Origin of the sequence: Sphingopyxis sp. P8 (assembly GCF_020622175.1) — a bacterium.
GTDB classification, from domain to species: domain Bacteria; phylum Pseudomonadota; class Alphaproteobacteria; order Sphingomonadales; family Sphingomonadaceae; genus Sphingopyxis; species Sphingopyxis jiangsuensis.
This window is the reverse complement of record NZ_JACNMK010000002.1, coordinates 1,011,809-1,027,088: the sequence shown is the minus strand read 5'-3', so window position 1 is coordinate 1,027,088 and position 15,280 is coordinate 1,011,809. Positions and strand designations below refer to the sequence as shown.

The 15,280-nt window shown below is 63.2% G+C and carries 12 protein-coding genes and 1 tRNA gene; 4 read left to right on the top strand and 9 right to left on the bottom strand.

The window, feature by feature from the left end; genetic code table 11:
• Nucleotides 1-3: 3 nt before the first annotated feature.
• A complete protein-coding gene (locus tag H7692_RS13350) occupies nt 4-852 on the bottom strand; it encodes a LytR/AlgR family response regulator transcription factor (protein ID WP_222137124.1) in 849 nt (282 codons plus the stop codon).
• A gap of 112 nt (nt 853-964) precedes the next feature.
• On the opposite strand from H7692_RS13350, the gene H7692_RS13345 reads away from it, so the two are divergent.
• Nucleotides 965-1,756: a LytR/AlgR family response regulator transcription factor gene (locus H7692_RS13345; RefSeq protein ID WP_222137123.1), complete on the top strand. Its 792-nt coding sequence runs from the start codon at nt 965-967 to the stop codon at nt 1,754-1,756.
• 55 nt (nt 1,757-1,811) lie between these two features.
• Here H7692_RS13345 and H7692_RS13340 read toward each other — a convergent pair whose 3' ends face one another.
• The 7 genes from H7692_RS13340 to H7692_RS13310 form a co-directional block, all read right to left on the bottom strand.
• A complete protein-coding gene (locus tag H7692_RS13340; RefSeq protein WP_222137122.1) occupies nt 1,812-4,802 on the bottom strand; it encodes a TonB-dependent receptor plug domain-containing protein in 2,991 nt (996 codons plus the stop codon).
• Nucleotides 4,803-5,158: 356 nt separating this feature from the next.
• Entirely contained in the window at nt 5,159-5,968 is an 810-nt protein-coding gene (locus tag H7692_RS15220) for a biotin/lipoate A/B protein ligase family protein (RefSeq protein ID WP_201927814.1), read from the bottom strand.
• Nucleotides 5,969-5,971: 3 nt separating this feature from the next.
• On the bottom strand, nt 5,972-6,202 hold the full coding sequence (locus tag H7692_RS13330) for a biotin/lipoyl-containing protein (protein ID WP_201927816.1): 231 nt from the start codon (nt 6,200-6,202) through the stop codon (nt 5,972-5,974).
• On the bottom strand, nt 6,195-7,244 hold the full coding sequence (locus tag H7692_RS13325) for an alpha-ketoacid dehydrogenase subunit beta (RefSeq protein ID WP_222137120.1): 1,050 nt from the start codon (nt 7,242-7,244) through the stop codon (nt 6,195-6,197). The genes H7692_RS13330 and H7692_RS13325 overlap by 8 nt, the downstream gene beginning before the upstream one ends.
• Nucleotides 7,231-8,223: a thiamine pyrophosphate-dependent dehydrogenase E1 component subunit alpha gene (locus H7692_RS13320; protein WP_222137119.1), complete on the bottom strand. Its 993-nt coding sequence runs from the start codon at nt 8,221-8,223 to the stop codon at nt 7,231-7,233. Before H7692_RS13320 ends, H7692_RS13325 begins: the two co-directional genes overlap by 14 nt.
• Nucleotides 8,220-8,996 (bottom strand): SDR family oxidoreductase, encoded by a 777-nt coding sequence (locus tag H7692_RS13315; RefSeq protein ID WP_201927820.1) that lies wholly within the window; start codon nt 8,994-8,996, stop codon nt 8,220-8,222. The genes H7692_RS13320 and H7692_RS13315 overlap by 4 nt, the downstream gene beginning before the upstream one ends.
• Nucleotides 8,997-9,068: 72 nt before the next feature.
• Entirely contained in the window at nt 9,069-10,052 is a 984-nt protein-coding gene (locus H7692_RS13310) for a helix-turn-helix domain-containing protein (RefSeq protein ID WP_201927821.1), read from the bottom strand.
• Between the two features lie 277 nt (nt 10,053-10,329).
• Between H7692_RS13310 and H7692_RS13305 the strand changes: the two genes are divergently transcribed.
• Genes H7692_RS13305 through H7692_RS13295 form a run of 3 tightly spaced genes read left to right on the top strand, consistent with a single transcriptional unit; the run spans nt 10,330 to nt 14,829 of the window.
• Nucleotides 10,330-12,546: a TonB-dependent receptor gene (locus H7692_RS13305; RefSeq protein WP_227340334.1), complete on the top strand. Its 2,217-nt coding sequence runs from the start codon at nt 10,330-10,332 to the stop codon at nt 12,544-12,546.
• Between the two features lie 17 nt (nt 12,547-12,563).
• Complete coding sequence (locus tag H7692_RS13300; RefSeq protein WP_201927823.1) at nt 12,564-12,956, top strand: 2,4'-dihydroxyacetophenone dioxygenase family protein; 393 nt, start codon at nt 12,564-12,566, stop codon at nt 12,954-12,956.
• A 4-nt stretch (nt 12,957-12,960) separates the two neighbouring features.
• On the top strand, nt 12,961-14,829 hold the full coding sequence (locus tag H7692_RS13295; RefSeq protein WP_222137117.1) for an AMP-binding protein: 1,869 nt from the start codon (nt 12,961-12,963) through the stop codon (nt 14,827-14,829).
• Nucleotides 14,830-15,178: 349 nt separating this feature from the next.
• Here the strand turns inward: H7692_RS13295 and H7692_RS13290 are convergent.
• Nucleotides 15,179-15,255, bottom strand: a tRNA-Arg gene (locus tag H7692_RS13290).
• Nucleotides 15,256-15,280 lie beyond the last annotated feature (25 nt).

Here is a 15,280-nt window from a genome sequence, read left to right as displayed (position 1 = left end):
CGTCTAAAGTCGGAGCGCGGCGAGGACCTGATCGTGGAATGCGGGACCGACGGGAACCTTGGCACCGTCCGACAGCAAGAGTCGAAGCGCGCCCTTACCTGGCTTTTCGACCGCGACGACCGATTTGAGGCGCACCATATGCGATCGATGTACCCGCATGATCACACGCGGGTCGATTCTGCGTTCGAGATCGCTGATCTTCGCCCGATAGATGTGGGTCTTCGTTGACGTGTTCAGAAGCACATAGTCGCGGGCGGCTTCGATCCAGTCGATGGTGTCGACATCGATCCGAATGGCGCCCTGCCGATAAGGAACCCAAACGCCGCTATCATAGGCATTGTCAGGTGGCGGCTCCGATTTGACGGCGTCCTCGCGCAAGGCCGCGATCACGGTCGACAGTTCGACCGCATGGCTTTCCGCCCGGAGCAACGCGATGCGTCGCCGCGCTCGTTCGATGGCAACTCGAAATCGATCGAAACTGACGGGTTTGAGCAGGTAATCTATCGCTTCGACGTGAAAGGCCTCGATTGCGAAACGGTTGAACGCAGTCACAAAAATGATTTCGGGCCGCCAATCGTTCGCACCGAGTGACTCGGCAAGCTCTATTCCTGACAGGCCCGGCATCTGGATGTCGAGGACGACGACATCCGGGCGGAGGGAGGCAATCAATCTGGCGGCCTCAAGCCCTTCGACAGCACTACCCACAAGTTCGATGTCCGGTGTTTCGGCGAGTGCAGCCTCCAGTCGCGCGAGTGCGAGCGGTTCGTCATCGACAAGCATGACCCGCATCGCCGGCTGAACGCCGTGCTGCGAAAAACTGTTATAGAACAATGGTTGCGCCGGGATATTCATGATCTGCAAGTAACAGAAATCGCGCGGAGCGCCGATCCAGTTGGTCGCATCGGATCTCGTCTTCGTCGATTATCGGGACTGATACAGGCGCGCGGAGCGCAGTACGCAATCTATGACAACGACCGCATTTCGCTCAACGGCGAGCGACAGCACCGTAGGAACGGCCGAACAACAACTAAAAGTCCTTTTGGTCGACGACCCCGCCGGCCTCGACCAACTTTGCGCGATCGCGTCGCCCCTCCCCTACGCGCAAATCGTGGCAGCGGCATCGTCGAAAGCCGATGCCCGCGCCGCGATCGCGCTCGCAAACCCCGATCTGATCATCGTCAATGTGGAGCTGGGTGACGACAGCGGCTTTGATGTTGCGGCAGCCGCGGGAACCGCCGAAGTCGTATTCCTGGCATCGTCAGGCGAATTTGCGGCTGACGCATTCAAATTCAATGCGGTCGACTATCTTGTGAAACCGGTACGGTCGGAATCGCTGCTCCCCGTCATCCTGCGCGCGCGCGAACGAATGCTGGCCAAGCGAGCCCTGGAAGCCGCGCGGAGGCATCCCGCTATCCCGTCGACGATGCACGGCGAAGGATTCTGGGTCAAATATCTAGGGCGCACCTTTTTTGTCCCGATCAGCTCGATAAGCTGGGTCGAAGCGCATGGAGAATATGTCCGGCTTCATGCGGAAGGCCGGGCGCATTTGGCGCGATTGAGGATGAACGATCTGGAAGAACTATTGCAATCGCGTCAGCTGATACGGGTTCACAGGTCCGCCTTTGTGCGGCTCGACAGCGTGAAGGAAGTCAAGCGCGACGGAAATCGTATCGCTGCCGTCCGTTCGAGCTGCGGCCAATGGGTCGCTGTCGGTGCACGATATGAAAAGGCGGTTCGAAATTATCTGAGGGCGTAAAAAAGCAAAGGGGAGCAGCGCGAACGCTACCCCCCTTCCCTTCGGATTCAGGCTATCAGAAGTTCACTTTCGCACCCAACCGGAAGTATCGGCCGACGATATTCGGACCTGCCCACGCCGGGTTGTAGCCATAGATGCCGTAAGCCGCGTTCGGATCGAACGGTGCCTTGGTATCGAACAGGTTCAGGACATTGGCATACAGGGTGAAGTTCTTCGACACCTTCTGCGACGCCGTCAGATCGACGTTCCAGATCGCCTTCGACCGGCACATCACCGGCGTACCGTCCGGATAGGTCGCGGCACCGGCTGCAACCGCGCTTTCGCAATCACCCGGCGTGGCTCCGAAGTCCACCTGCGCGACATGGTAGCCGCTGGTGAAATAGGTCGTCGCCGAAATCGTGGTGTCACCAAAGGCGATCGTGTTCTGCCAGCTTGCGCGCCACTTGGGCGAACCCGAACAGGATGTGGTGTTGCACGGGCTCAGCGTTCCCTCATAGCGCTCGGGCGGCTGAGCTTCGCCGGTGACCGGGTCGACAAGTGTCAGATGGTTCTTGTCGAGATACGATGCTTCGAACGACGTCGTGAACCGGACATCGTCGCTGACGTCGAACCGGCCATTGACGCCAAAATCGACGCCCTGGACAAGCTGCCTGTTGGCGTTGGCAAAGGAAGCCTGGATCGATCCGATATGTGGCAGGGCATTGGGATTGGCCTGATCGGGGATACCGGGCGTCACGACGAAGCCGGGAATGTTCACGACCCCGTTGTTCTTGTAATAAGCCGCGAGCACGGGACCGATATTGCTGACGCCGACAATCTGGTCGCGAATTTTGATCCGCCACAGGTCGATCGTGAAGCTGACGTTCGGAATCGGTTCGAAAATCGCCCCCAGCGTATAATTCTGGGACCGCTCCGGCGAGAGTTCGGGGTTGCCGACGTTGGTCAGCCCGACCGAGAAGGGGCTGGATGCATACGCGTTGTTGCCATGCGCGGCGCAGAAGGCTGCATAGGTGGTGCAAAAGGTTCCGCCGCCCTGCGTCACGAACCCGGTCGTGGGCAATCCGAATGCTTCGTTGAAGCTCGGAATGCGGAAGCCCTTCGACCATGTGCCGCGAAGCGCGAGTTGCCGCACCGGCGTCACTTTCACGCCGACCTTTGGCGAGAAGTTCTTTTGCCCGGTGGAATAGCTGTCGTACCGGCCGGACAGGTTGACTTCGAGCTCGTCCAAAATGGGCGCGCTCAGTTCTCCGAACGACGAGAAGACGTTGCGGCTGCCCGAGGTGCCGACCGCGTTGATCACATAATAGCGATCATAGGGATGGGCATCATTCTGCGGGTTGGCGCTCGGCGCGTCGATCGATTCCTGGCGGTAGGCCACGCCGAGGGCCGCTTCCAGCGTTCCGCCGGGAAGTTCGGCCAGCGAACGGGTGACGTTTGCGGTTGCCTGCCACAGGTTGGAGTTCGACCGCGTGACATTGGTCGGCATGACATAGTCCCAGACCGACTGGGGCGTCGCATCGGGGTTGGCAAAGTTGAACGTGCCGCGAGCGACCACGTCCATGATACGCTGCGGGATGGCATAGCCGCGCTGCACCCTGGTGAGCTGCACATTCGACGCCGTGAAATCCGCCGAATAACGCCAGCTGTCGCCGAAGGAACCCGTCAGGCCGATTGCGCCGCGAAGCGACCGCGATGAGGTTTCATCGGTGGTCGGACGGTCGGGCATGAAGAATAGCTGAGCCGTCTGATCCGAACTCGCGTAGGGATTGTACGGGTTGAGGACGCCATTCGTGGCGTCGCAACCGGTACCGACACCGTTGAGCGTTCCTTTGCCGGCAGCACATACGTAAACCGGCGCGATCACATTGTAGACCACGGCGCCGCTGCGCGGTGCGGTCGGACGGTCGTGCCAGCGACGAGGTGCCGACGAGGAGAATGTCTGGGTCTTGTAGAAGTTGCCCTGCGCATAGAGTTGGTGATTGTCGCCAAGATTGGCTGTGAACCGCGCCGAGACGCCAAATCGTTCGATCTCGGGCTGCAGCATCGAATATTCGCCGACCGCATTATAGGTACAGACGCGGCCGTCGGCAGGCGCCGTGGCCGACCCGCCTTGCGCGGGATCGATTTGCGCGGCGGTGAGCTGTATGGTGTCCCAGCGTCCGCACCCTAAGGCCGGGTTCAGGAAAGCATAGCGGCCGCTGCCGATTGCACCGCCGGCATCGGTCACGGGGCGAACCATCGTAACACCGGGAACGGGCGCGAACCCGTTAAAATACCCGTCGGGGCTCACGCCATTGGGGTTGAGATTGTGCATGCAGGAGTTGGCGGCATTGCAAATACGGCTCCAGTCCGCCGTGTTGAACGGATAGCCGCGATCGCGTGCCCATAGGGCGTCCTGCTTCTGATATTCGCCGCTCACATAGAAGTTGAAGCCCTGATCGGCGAGGTCGCCATACCCGTAGGTCAGATCGGCCCGGCGTTCACCGGTGTCGCCACGCTGTGAGATGCCGACCGAAGCGTTGGCAAACAGACCTTCGACCTGCTTCTTCGTGATGACGTTGATCACGCCGGCGACGGCGTCGGCCCCATAGGTCGATGAGGCGCCATCGCGAAGAATTTCGATGCGTTCGATGATTGCGCTGGGGATCGTGTTGAGATCGACGAAATTGCGCTGGCCGTCGTCCGCGAGCGGATAGGGCGCCATGCGCAGGCCGTCAAAAATGCTCAGCGTCGACTGCACCGTCAAACCGCGCAACGACACGGCGTTCGCTCCGGACGCAAAATTGTGGCCTGCGTTCCAACCCTGCGAAATGGTTCCGGCATTGCCGGCGGAGACGCGCTGCAGCGCTTCGGCCGCAGTATTAAGGCCGCGCTCTTCGAGGGTGGCCGCCGACAGAACGGTGACTGGCGAAGGCGTTTCCACATTGGTGCGCCGGAAAAGCGAGCCAGTCACGACGATCTCTGCCTGAACGCCTTCCGTAGTTGCGGCGTCGTCATCGGCCGAGGCGGTCGGCGCATTCTGGGCGCTGGCCGGCATTTGCGCCATCAGACCGAGCGCAGCCGATCCGCACAAAAGCTTGGCAAAAAGCTTCGTTCTATTCGTCATTGACTATCCCTTTTTTCATATTTCTGGTTGGCAACGCGCCGTCACGGGCACGACTCTCCCGCAGCAAAGGCCCGCACGGCCCGCGCAGCATCGCGGTCGGCCTTCAGACGCGGTTTGCCGACGGCCTTCTGGGGAAAATCGGGTCGATCGAAGACAGAGAAGTCGCCAACTGTCCGATCTTTGCTTTAAAGCGGCGAAATCGGAGTTACGGCCGACGAATGCGGCGCGGCACAAATGGCTGGCCCATGCCCGCTCGAAGGCGACGTTCGCCCCAGGCCGATCGTCAGGGCAAGCGGCTAGTCCGGGCAGTGCCCGTCGATGTTGACAGCGATATGACAAGCGCCGGCGCCGCGCACTGCCTGGTCTGCCGCGCTAACACGCGCCCAATCACCGGACCGCCGCGCATCTTGACCATTTGCGTGCCCGACCGACCGGGCCTCTGCCATCGCATCGCAGATGCTTGCGTGTGCGGATCGATTGTATGCCACACCACACCCGATATCTCGTTCGAACCTCTCGACTGCCTCCAAATCGACCGTCACATCGCCTTCGATCCAGATCGATGCATGCGCAAGCATTGCGACCATGGATCGGCGGCGACGGACGAGCGACGCAGTTCCGCCGATCTTGCGACCGGCGACAGTCAGGTTGAAGCGCCCGTCGCAATGGCTGAAGGGCACCCATCCCACGTCCGCATCGACACCCGCCGATCGCAGCACAGCGACAAGCCGACCGCAAAATCGCTCGAACGCCGTGGTCACATCGCGGCTGTCGTCGATCCACGCGTCGAACGCGCTGACGTTGAGCATGCCCGGGCGATGGACGACCGTCGTTCCGCCGCTCGTTCGCACATGGACCGGCCAGCCGCGCGCCGCGCTCTCCGCGGCGGCGCGCGCAAAGGTGGGTAACGCCGCAAAGCGACGGGTTGTGACGAGGCATTTGGTGTTGGTCCACAGCCGCAGCCCGCGTGCGGCCGCATCGCCATTCAGCAAAGCCGCCAACCGCTCGGCATCCGCATCTATGGCTTCGCGGCCCCGCCCGGCTTCGATTGCCGCTCCGGACGAAAAACCTGCAGCAAGCGTTTCGACGGTAGGTATCGGGCGCACGCGTCAGCCGATGCGTGCGGCCACTTGCCCAGGGCGCACCGCTTCTTCGGCCGGAACCAAGATCGTCAAGCTACCTGCAGCCGGAGCGACAAGCTCAAAGCTCGATTTTTCCACCATGATCTCGGCAACAATGGCGCCCTGGGCAACGATATCGCCGTCCGAATAGAGCCAGGCCGAGATTGCGGCTTCGTCGCCATCGTTCCAGAGGCCGGTCGGAATGGTCACGTCAGTCATTGGCGGAAGGCTCCATCATATGCTGTGCGGCCGCGACGATCTTGTCGGCGTTGGGCAGCACGAAATGCTCCATCACGGGGGTGAAGGGCACGGGGATGTCGGGAAAGGCGATCCGCTGCGGCGCCGAGCGCAGCGTGATGCCAGCCTCGCAGACGCTCGCGATGATTTCGGCGCCGACGCCATAGCTCAGATAATCGTCGTCGACGGCGAGCAGGCGCCCGGTCTTGCGCACCGACGCGCGCACCGTTTCGCGGTCGAGCGGCGCGATGCTGACGAGATCGATGACTTCGGCGGAGACACCGTCGCCGGCGAGCTTTTCCGCGGCATCGAGCGCCTGGTGGACCGACAGGCCCAGCCCGACCAAGGTGAGGTCGCTCCCTTCGCGCACGATCTTTGCCTTGTCGAGCGGGACGACATAGTCGGTGCCGGGCACTTCGGTGATCGACCGCTGCACCGTGCCGAGCCAGCCCATCCCCTGCAGCGCCTTGTGATACATGAAAACGACCGGATTGGGGTCGCGGATCGCCGCGAGCATCAGGCCCTTGGCATCATGCGCGTTCGACGGGATGACGACCCTGAGCCCCGGCAGGTGGCCGAAGGTCGCATAGAGCGTCTGGCTGTGCTGCCCGGCATCGCCATATCCGCCGCCGACGCTCGTCATCAGCACCATTGGGCAGGTCACCTGCCCGCCCGAGAAATAGCATTGCTTCGCCGCGAGATTGTAGATGGCGTCCATGCAGACGCCGAAGAAGTCGACGAACATCAGCTCGACGATCGGGCGCATCCCGGCCGCGGCAAGCCCGGTCGCGGCACCGATGAAGGCGGTCTCCGAAATCGGCGTGTCGCGCACGCGCTCGGGTCCGAACTTGTCGAGCAACCCGGTGGTCGTGCCGAACACGCCGCCCAGCTTGGCAATGTCTTCGCCCATCACGAGGACATTTGCATCGCGCTCCATCTCCTGGCCGATCGCTTCGGAAATCGCACGCGCGATGGTCAAGCGGCGCGCGGGAGCGGTGGTGGTCGGGGCGTCAGGCGAAGACATGGGCAAAAGCCTCCTCGGGCTGCGGATAGGCGGCGGCGCGCGCGGCGGCGAATGCCGCGTCGACCGCGGCGCGCGCTTCGAATTCGGCCTTGTCGAGCTCGGCGCCCTCGAAGCCCTCGGACAAGAGGCGGGCGCGATAGGCGGGGATCGGGTCTTCCGCCTTCAACCGATCGACCTCGCCTTCGGGGCGATAGCCCTCGGCATCACCCATGAAATGCCCTTCGAGTCGGCAGGTTTCGATCTCGATCAGCGACGGCCCCTCGCCGCGCCGCGCGCGCGCGATGGCTTCGCCCGCCACGCGGTGCACCGCATCGGCATCATTGCCCGGCACGAAATGGCCGGGCATCGCATAGGCGGCGGCGCGGTCCGAATTGCGTTCGACCGCGGTGCAATCGCGCTTCGCGACCGAAATGCCATAGCTATTGTCCTCGATGACGAAGATCGCCGGGACTTTCCACACCGATGCAAGGTTGAGCGCCTCGTGGAACGCCCCCTGATTGGCGGCGCCCTCGCCCAGAAAGGCGACGGCGACATGGTCCTCGCCGCGCAGCTTGCTCGCCAATGCCGCGCCGACGGCGGGGCCAAGGCCTTGCGCGATAATGCCCGAACAGGCGAAATTCACCCGCGCGTCGAACAGGTGCATATGTCCGCCGCGCCCGCCCGACAGGCCCGAGGCCTTGCCGAATATCTCTGCCGCCATGGCGTCGAGGTCGACACCCTTGGCGATTGCGACATGGTGCGGGCGGTGCGTCGCGGTGACCGTGTCGCCGGGACGCAAATGCGCGCACACGCCGACCGCGCAGGGCTCCTGCCCGTCAGACAGGTGCATCTCGCCCGGCAGCGGCCCCTTCGCCATGTTGAACACCGGCGTTTTCCCTTCGAAATAGGCGGGCTTGATCAGCGCCTCGAAATGCCGGCTCTTGACCATCGTGGCGTACATCCACAGCCGGTCGCTGCGATTGCTCGGTGTACCGCTCATCGAGCGACCCACCCGCCGTCGATCACCAGCTCGATTCCGGTAACGAACCGCGCCTCGTCGCTGGCCAGATAGACCGCCCCCATGGCGATATCCTCCGGCGCACCGACCGCATTGAGCGGACAGAGCGCTGCGACCGCGCCCCAGGGATCATCCTCGGGGATCGAGCCTTCGCGCACCCAGCCTTCGACGGCGAGTTCGAGCATCGGGGTGCGGATGCAGCCGGGATGGATCGAGTTGCACCGGATCGGCAGCGCGTGCGCCGCCCATTCAATCGCAAGGCTCTTGGTCATGTGCCGGACCGCGCCTTTCGACGTGTTGTATGCAAGCTGGTCGGGATATCCGACGAGCCCCGCGATCGACGAGATGTTGACGACGCTTGCCGGCGCCCCCGCCGTGCCGCCGCTCGCCAGCAAGGGTTGCAGCGTGCGGCAACCGAGAAACAGGCCGTCGACATTGACCGCCATCACCGACCGCCAGTCGGACAGGCTGTGGTCGGTCATCGGCTTGACGAGCTCGACGCCGGCATTGTTGACGAGGATCGACAGCGCAGACCCGATGCGGTCGGCGGCAGCTTTCCAGGCTTCTTCGCGCGTCACGTCGAGCGCAAGCGGCTCGGCGCCGATTTCGGCGGCCAGCGCTTCGACGCCGGCGACGTTGATATCGGCGGCGAATATCGTTGCGCCCTCGGCCGCCATGGCGCGGGCAATGCCTGCCCCAATTCCCTGCGCCGCGCCGGTCACCAGCGCAATCTTGCCTTTCAGCCTGTCGGCCATCGTCCATCTCCCACGGTCTTTCGATCGGACCTAGGGGAGCGGAGCCGCGGTGACTTGCGTCAGAATGGCGGCTTATTTGGGTTGGAGGGAACTCGCCGCCGAACGCGCCGCCTCGGTGCGCCAGGCGCGCGGCGACATGCCGAACGCGCCGCGAAAGGCGTGGCTGAAATGTGAAGCATCGGCAAAGCCATGCCGCATCGCGATTTCGGTGATGTTCAAATGCGCCGAGGCATGATCGGCAAGGTCGGCGCGCGCCGATTGCAGACGGCGCTCGCGGATCCAGGTGCCCACAGTCACCCCGAACTCCTCGAACAGTCGATGGAGATAACGCGGACTGAAGCGAAAGGCCTGCGCGATGGTCGCGGCCGAAAGCGACGGATCGCCCAGATGCGCAACGATATGATCCTGCACCCGGTTAAGCAGCGCGCGGCGAAAGCTGGTTCCGGCAAGCCGTTCGGGCGCGGGCCGAAAAGCGGCCGCGACCAGTTCGACCGTCGCGCGCAGCACCGCCGCGCGGTCCTGCGGCGCGACCGTATCGACCGTCCGGTGGATCTGGCGCAGGTGCGACAGGAGGATCGCGCCGAGGCCCGCGCTGCCGTCGACGGTCAGGCCGCACATGTCCTCGATGCCCGGAACGATGGTTTTGGCCATGCGGTGCGGGATCATGATCGACAGTTGGTGCAACTGGTCGCTGTTCTGGAACATCGCCGGACGCGTGCTGTCCCACACGGCTATCGTATCGCGGCGAACGACCGATTCATTGCGTCCCTGACGGAGCAGGCAATTGCCCTCGTCGAAATAGAGCAGGCAGAAATAATCGTCGGCGCCGCGCCGGACATCGTCGTGGGTGCGGTATCCCGTCACCGGATCGCAGACGATGTCGGTAAAGACGAAATCGTCGATCGCGCGGCGGCGCAGCTCGGCATGATAGGCGTCCGAGCCGGCGCGGCTCAGTCCCCAGTGAAAATGGGTCCGGTCGAACACTTCCTGAAACCCCGGCAATTGGCGCGGCGGCGGCAGGGAAGCGGACGTCCAGCGTTCTTCGCTTAGCAGCATGGCACTGCCCCTCTCTCCGACTCCGCAGGCTAGGGCGTTCGGGCCGCCGATGCAATCGGCGCGCCGCAAGGGTTCGCGCCCATACAAAAACCTGTGCGCCCCCATACAATTTTCGCCGGAAAACCAGTCGGTTTGGCGTGACAAGGCGCCCGACGCCCGGTTCGCCCTCAGTCAAATTTTGCGCCGCTCCGACACATGCAGTTGCCGCCGCCGCGCCTAGAAGGAGGGAGAAGAGGCCGATCCAACGCAGGTGGGCCGAGACCATGGAGGGGAATATATGTCGAACCAGTTCCGGATCGGGCTGTATATGGCGGCGGCTACCACGGCCCTTGCCGTCAGCGCGCCCGCCTTTGCCCAAGAGACAACCGCGCCCGAGCAGGGCGGCGTCGGCGATATCGTCGTGACGGCGCAGAAACGCGCCCAGAATCTGCAGGACGTGCCGATTTCGGTCACAGCCTTCGACGACACGGCGATCAAGGAAGCGGGCTTCACCAACAGCCTGTCGATCGGCGATCAGGTCCCCAATCTGGAGATCAAGACGTTCGGCGGCGTCCCCAACATCTTCATCCGCGGCGTCGGCAACAACGACTTCAACGCCTCGTCGATCGGCCCGATCAGCATCTATCGCGACGATGTGGTCGTCGCATCGACCGGCAGCCAGATCTTCTCGCTGTTCGACCTCGAGCGGATCGAGGTCGTGCGCGGTCCGCAAGGCACGTTGTTCGGCAAGAACACGACCGGCGGCGCGATCCAGTTCTTCTCCAAGCTCCCCGACGATATCTTCGAGGGCAACGCCCGCGTCGGCTATGGCCGGTTCGACCTGTTCGAGGCCGAGGCGACGGCCAGCCTGCCGCTCGCCGAGGGCCTGTCGGTGCGCGTCGCCGGGATCGTCCGTCGGCGCGACGGCGAAAAGACCAATCTTTTTAACGGAGAAGACGTCATCAACGTCGATGAGGCCGCGGCGCGCGCCATCATTCGCTGGCAGCCGTCGAGCGACACCGACATTCGCTTGTCGGTCGGCGGCGGACGCGACCGCAGCGACTATCTGGAAAACAAGCCCGTCGGGACGATCAACGGCGCCGACCTGTTCGGCTATACCGATCCCTTCCCCGACAAGGCGAACCTGCTCAACTTCAACGGGCCGTCGCGCAACTACAGCGACAATGTCTTCGTCAATCTCAGCGTCGCGCAGGATTTCGGCGACTTTTCCTTCCGGTCGCTGACCGGGTACGACAAGAGCGAGGTCGACAACCGCGTCGACGTCGACGGCGGGCCGCTGCGCATCGACGAGATCGTGTTCCTGACCGACGCCGAACAGGTCACGCAGGAGTTCCAGCTGTCCTATGATCGCGGCCCGCTCAATGCGATCGTCGGCCTCTATTATTTTCAGGAGGATCTCGACGCCGACAGCGACGCCGACCTGCTCGGCGAGCTCACCTTTGCACAGGGCGCGCTGCCGCTGATCACGCGCGCGACGCGCAAGAACAAGGCCTATGCCATCTATGGCCAGGCAAGCTATGCGGTCATCCCCACGCTGCGGCTGACGCTCGGCGGACGCTACACGATCGACAAGGTACGCGCGACGCACCGCGCCGACCTGATCGAAGGCTATTTCGACGCCGACATCCCCAACGGCACGCCGGTGCCGCTCGTCCCGTTCGCATCGCTGAAGGACACGTTCAAATCCTTCTCGTGGCGCGTGTCGGCCGATCTCGACGTCACCGACGATATCCTCGCCTATGCGAGCATCGACCGCGGCTTCAAGGCGGGCGGGTTCAACATCGGGATCATCACCAGCGTCGCCGAACGCACGCAGGTCGATCCCGAATATCTGACCTCCTATGAGATTGGGCTGAAGACCACCCTCTTCGACCGCCGCCTGCGGCTGAACCTGTCGGCCTTTTATTATGACTATACCGATCTGCAGGTGCTGTCGGTCAACCGCCAGGCGGGAAGCGCGGTGCCGACGCTCGGGCTCGACAATGCGGCCGACGCGACGATCAAGGGGATCGAGGTCGAAGCGACCGCGGTGCCGACCGACTGGCTCGACCTCGGGCTCAATATGGGCATCCTCGACGCCACATATAAAAACTACCTCTCGGGCGCGATCGACCCGGTGACCGGCGATCCGCGCGACTTTTCGGGCAACCGCATGCCGGGCGCGCCGAAATTCACCGCCTCGACCTTTGCACAGGTGACGATCCCCGTCGGCGATTTCGAAACGCGCTGGCGGGTCGAATATAACTATACGGGCAAGAAATATTACAACAATGCCGAGGACGAGCTGATCAGCTCGGGCGAAGGCTATGGGCTGCTCAACCTGCGGTTTGCCTTCGCCAACCCCGACCAGGGGTGGGAACTTGCCGCCTGGGCAAAGAATGTCACCGGCAAGGCCTATATCGTCGACGCCACCGACACGAGCGGTTTCGGGTTCGTGCCCCGCTATTATGGCGAACGCGCGACCTATGGCGCCGAACTTTCCTTCCGTTTCTGAGCAAGGACGCACGAACGATGTTGGATGAACGCCTGACGACCGCCGAGATGATGAAATGGGCGCCGCTTGCCGAGGGGATCGAATTCACCCTGCTCTATTCGAGCGCCGAGACCGGCCGCTGGACCGTGTTGTTCCGTGCGCAGCCGGGCAGCTTCTTCGGCCCGCATCTCCACCTCGGCGCGGGCGAATATTATGTGCTGAAGGGGCGGATGACCTATCGCATGGGCGAAGCGCCGGCGGGGGCCTATGGCTATGAACCGCTCGACGTCATCCACGAGCACACGGCCTTTCCCGAATATACGGAATTGCTTTTCACCAATTACGGACCGGTTGCCTTTCTCGACGAAAAGGGCGAGATTTCATCGATCCTGGACCATAAATTGCTCGAGGAGCTGATGGCGGCGGCGTGATCCGATGAGTGCAAGCTATGACGAAGTCCGTGCCGCCAGCCTTGCCGACCCCGACGCCTTCTGGCTGGGCGCGGCAGCGGCAATCGACTGGGACACCCCGCCCGATAGGGGATGGGTCGAAGGCGAAGGATGGTTCGCCGGTGCGCGGCTCAACACATGCCGCAATGCCGTCGATCGCCATGTCGAGGCGGGGCGCGGCGGCGACACCGCCGTCATTTACGAAAGCCCCGTAACCGGGACGCGCCGCCTGATCAGCTTTGCCGAACTGCGCGATGCGGTCGCGCGCACGGCAGGAATGCTGGCCGCGCTCGGCGTCACCAAGGGCGACCGTGTCGTCATCTATATGCCGATGATCCCCGAAACACTGTTCGCCATGCTCGCGTGCGCGCGGCTCGGGGCGGTTCATTCGGTGGTGTTCGGTGGCTTCGCGCCGCCCGAACTTGCCAAGCGCGTCGACGATGCGACGCCGAAAATCCTCCTCACGGCGTCGTGCGGAATCGAAGGCAGCCGCATTGTCCCCTACAAACCGCTCGTCGACGAAGCGCTCGAACTCGCGCGGCACCCGATCGACCATGTCGTCCTGCTCCAGCGCGACGCCTGCGAGGCGTCGATGACCGCAGCACGCGACCTCGATTGGGCCGAAGCCTTTGCGGGCGCCGCGCCCGCGCCGTGCGTGCCGGTTGCGGCGACCGATCCGCTCTACATCCTCTACACCTCGGGCACCACGGGGACGCCCAAGGGCGTGGTCCGCCAGAATGGCGGCCATGCCGTCGCACTCGCGTGGAGCATGGCCAATATTTATGGCGTGCACCCCGGCGACACCTTCTGGGCGGCGTCGGATGTCGGCTGGGTCGTCGGCCACAGCTATATCGTCTATGGTCCGCTGCTCGCCGGGTGCACGACGCTGCTTTTCGAGGGAAAGCCGGTCGGGACGCCCGACGCCGGAACCTTCTGGCGCACCATTGTCGACCATGACGTCGACGTGTTTTTCACAGCGCCCACCGCGATCCGCGCGATCCGCAAGGAAGACCCCGACGGCGGCTTCATCGATGCGACCGGAACCGGACGTCTTAAGGCGATGTTCCTTGCGGGCGAGCGCGCCGACCCGAGCACGATCGAATGGGCGGAACGGCATTTGAAACTGCCGGTGATCGACCATTGGTGGCAAACCGAACTCGGATGGCCCGCGATTGCCACCTGTTTCGGGCTTGGCGACACGCGCCGCCGCGCCGGAAGTGCGGGCTTTCCCGTACCCGGCTTTCGCTTTGCGCTGTTCGACGAAGCGGGACGCGGCGCAGACAATGCCAATGACGGGCGTCTCGCCATCAAGGCGCCGCTACCCCCGGGATGCTTTTCGACCCTGTGGAACAACGAAGCCGGATACGCGCGATCCTTTGAAAGCTTCCCTGGCTTTTATGAAACGGGCGATGCGGGCCATATCGACGGCGACGGCTTCCTGCACATCATGGGGCGCACCGACGACATCATCAACGTCGCGGGGCACCGGCTGTCCACAGGACAGATCGAGGAAATCATCGCCGGCCATCCCGCCATCGCCGAATGCGCCGTCGTCGGCGCCGACGACAGAATCAAGGGCATGGTGCCGTGCGCATTTGCGGTGGTAAAATCGGGCGCTTCCCGAAACGATCAACTCGCGAGCGAGATTATTGCGCGCGTCCGCGGCGAACTCGGGCCCGTTGCGGCGTTGAAGCGCGTGTGCATCGTCGACGTGCTTCCGAAAACCCGATCGGGCAAGATCTTGCGTGCGGTGATACGCCGTCTGGTCAACGGCGAGGATGTGGACGCGCCGCCCACGATCGAAAATCCGGATGCCTTGATAGCGATCAGAGCCAGCTTGAGGGGAACATCATAGCCCAGGTGCAACGCAATTTGGCTGATGGGGACTATCCGCCTTTAGGATCAACGCATCTTCAACATCGACGCCAAAGTGCCGCACAGCATTTTCAATCTTGGTGTGACCAATCAGAATCGGCGCGGCACGCAAATTCCCGGTCGCCTTGCAGATGCGCGATGCCTTCGTTCGGCGTAACGAATGGGCGTAATCTTCGCTTCGTATACCAACCGACGAGACGCGCATGATGACGCGTGCTCAACTGCGCCGGCAAGAGCGCCAGATCCGCTTGCAGGGGACCCGCGGAACTACGCCACAATGCGCTATCCGGCGATAGTTTACTGAAATATCTGAATTGTTTGCATGTGCATGGTGCGCCCGGCAGGATTCGAACCTGCGACCACCCGCTTAGAAGGCGGGTGCTCTATCCAGCTGAGCTACGGGCGCCCCGGGGTGGCGAATAGCGTGGTTT